This window comes from Pseudomonas protegens, assembly GCF_003732485.1.
GTDB lineage: Bacteria > Pseudomonadota > Gammaproteobacteria > Pseudomonadales > Pseudomonadaceae > Aquipseudomonas > Aquipseudomonas protegens_B.
On record NZ_MOAK01000053.1, the window covers coordinates 34,457 to 37,097 of the forward strand.

At 61.2% G+C, this 2,641-nt stretch carries 3 protein-coding genes; 2 read left to right on the forward strand and 1 reads right to left on the reverse strand.

Annotation, left to right across the window (positions count from 1 at the left end):
* Both BLX41_RS13315 and BLX41_RS13320 read left to right on the forward strand, forming a co-directional pair.
* Positions 1 to 678 (forward strand): hypothetical protein (locus BLX41_RS13315; RefSeq protein WP_123725256.1); only part of this gene is annotated, 678 nt, incomplete at its 5' end.
* 54 nt (positions 679 to 732) lie between these two features.
* The gene (locus BLX41_RS13320) at positions 733 to 2,028 is read left to right on the forward strand and encodes a hypothetical protein (RefSeq protein WP_123725257.1); all 1,296 of its coding nucleotides are present in this window, start codon (positions 733 to 735) and stop codon (positions 2,026 to 2,028) included.
* A 70-nt stretch (positions 2,029 to 2,098) separates the two neighbouring features.
* On the opposite strand, the gene BLX41_RS35270 is transcribed toward BLX41_RS13320, so the two are convergent.
* A partial coding sequence (locus BLX41_RS35270) for an AAA-type ATPase lid domain-containing protein (RefSeq protein ID WP_259744845.1) occupies positions 2,099 to 2,641 on the reverse strand: 543 nt, incomplete at its 5' end.

Consider the following 2,641-nt stretch of genomic DNA (forward strand, 5'->3'; position numbering starts at 1 on the left):
GCTGGTTTCAAGCCCGAACTTATCCAGGATCAGGAGTTATCGCAGTTACGGGGCCGTTATGTGATGCCGGGGCGGATTATCAGCTTCGGCATTGTCATGAGCAGTACCTGGCGCAACGCCAGCGGTGACCTGATCGGTGCGACCACCTCGCTGCAGATCCAGCAAGCCACCATCAAACCGGAATTCTACGTCTCCACCATCACCCAGACCGGTAACGGCACCACGCCGCCCCCAGGCACCGGTAATGTGATCGGCGGTGCAGGCCTGGCCAGTGGCCAGGGCGTAACCCAGAGCGTGAGAGCCGCCGGCGACGGCAACTCTGCCTACAACGACATCAGCATCAATGTCACCGAGGCCAACCAGGCACCCGCCTTGGCCGCCGGGGTCGGCCAGGCCTTGATGAGCGGCCAGACCATCACTGGCAGCAACGCCGCCGGCAGCGTGGCGGTATCGGCACTCAATGGCGGTATCCAGATGGCGATACAGGCTAACGGCAATCAGGGCAACGCCCTGCAACAAGTGGCCCAGGGCAACCTGCTGCAGAACACTCAGTTGATGGGTAACAGCAACCTGGTCAACAACCTGACTCAACTCAATGTGGTACTCAGAAACAACGGTCCCAGCACCGGTGCTTTGGACTGCAACCTGACCACGCTAGACGCTCTACGCAAATTCTGATCTTGAACTACGCTGATTCTCGACTATTGGGGTTCACAAGGGACGGTTTATTTCATGTATCGATCGGTTTCACTGCGCGCAGTAATGTGTTTAAGCACTCTATTTCCAGCGGCGCTGGTACAAGCAGCGCCGGATGCCGATGTAGAGACCCTGAAACGCGAACTTCTGGAGCTCAAGCAACGTTACGAAGTACAGCAGAAGGCCCTGGCGGTACTGGAGCAGCGAGTCCGGCAGGTAGAGGATCAACCGGCAGCACCACCGCCCAAGCGCCTGGCCAAGTCGCCAGCTGATCTCAAAGGCAATCAACAAGTTGCGGGCACTGGCGCCGGAGCCGCTTCCGGCGGTGCTGCAGGTGGCGCTTCCTATGGTCAGTCGCTCAAGGATGATTCGGCTCCGGCACAAAGCGTCAGCAACCTCTATGACGAAGCCAGTGGCTTCTTCGGCGGCGGCAAGTTCAGTGTCGAGACCGGCTTGACCTACGCCCGCTATGACGCCCGGCAACTCACGGTGAACGGCTTCCTTGCGCTGGACTCGATCTTTCTCGGCAACATCAACCTGGACCGAATCAAGTCCGATACCTGGACCCTGGACCTGACCGCTCGCTACAACCTCAACAACCGCTGGCAATTCGATATCAACGCACCCGTGGTGTACCGCGAATCCACCTTCCAGTCCGGTGGCGGCGGCGGTTCCGGCACCCAGACCACCGAGGAATCGGTGACCCGTGACCCAACATTGGGGGACATGAACTTCGGCGTGGCCTACAAGTTCCTCGACGAGTCGGAGTTCTGGCCCGACGCCGTGGCCACCCTGCGAGTCAAGGCACCCACCGGCAAGGAGCCGTTTGGCATCAAGCTGGTTCGATCCGCGGGCAACAACAACCTGTACGTACCTGAAAGCCTGCCGACCGGTAACGGCGTCTGGTCGGTCACCCCCGGGATCTCCCTGGTCAAGACCTTCGATCCAGCCGTGCTGTTCGGGACCTTGGCCTACACCCACAATCTGGAAGAATCGTTCGACGACATCAGTTCCACGGTTGGCAGCAAGACCCCCGGCAAGGTCCGTCTGGGCGACAGCTTCCAGATCGGCGCCGGTGTGGCCTTCGCCCTCAACGAGAAGATGAGCATGTCCTTCTCGGTGTCCGACCTGGTGCAGCGCAAAAGCAAACTCAAGCAGGACGGTGGCGATTGGCAATCGGTGGTCTCCAGTGACGCCAACGCCGGTTACTTCAACGTCGGCATGACCATTGCGGCCACCGACAACCTGACCATTGTCCCCAACCTGTCCATCGGCATGACCGAGGACGCTCCGGCCTTCACCTTCAGCCTGAAATTCCCCTACTACTTCTGATCCACCGGCAAGAAACCCCAAGGCCCGCGGCGATTCCCCAATCGCAGCGGGCCTTGGCGTTTCTTGCGCCCTAGCGGATCTGGTGCTTGTGCAGCAAACGGTAAAAAGTCGGACGGGAGATGCCCAGCACCCGGGCAGCCACGCTGAGGTTGTCGCTGTGCCGGTTGAGCACGTCGCACAAAGCCTGACGCTCGGCGCGGTGCTTGTAGTCCTCCAGGGTGCCCATGGGCAGATCCTGGGCCTGCAGGCCTTGTAACCCCAGATCACTGGCCTGGATCTGCCGGCCCTCGGCCAGCACCAGGCCTCGGCGCACCCGGTTGGCCAGCTCGCGGACATTGCCCGGCCAGTCATGCTTGCCCATGGCCACCAGGGCGTCCTCACTGAAACTGCGCGGCCGGCGTCCGGTTTCCTGGCTGTAGAAGTGGGCAAAGTGGCTGGCCAGCATCCCCAGGTCGCCGTGACGCTCACGCAGCGGCGCCGTGATCACCTGCAGCACGTTCAACCGGTAATACAGATCCTCACGAAAGCGACCGCTGGTAATGGCCGCCTCCAGGTCCACGTGGGTCGCAGCCAGCACCCGTACATCCACGGGTATCGGCTGGGTGCCGCCCAC

Bases quoted from the DNA above. Each gene is read 5' to 3' on its own strand.
- BLX41_RS13320 (WP_123725257.1), top strand. From the start codon at position 733: ATGTATCGATCGGTTTCACTGCGCGCAGTAATGTGTTTAAGCACTCTA.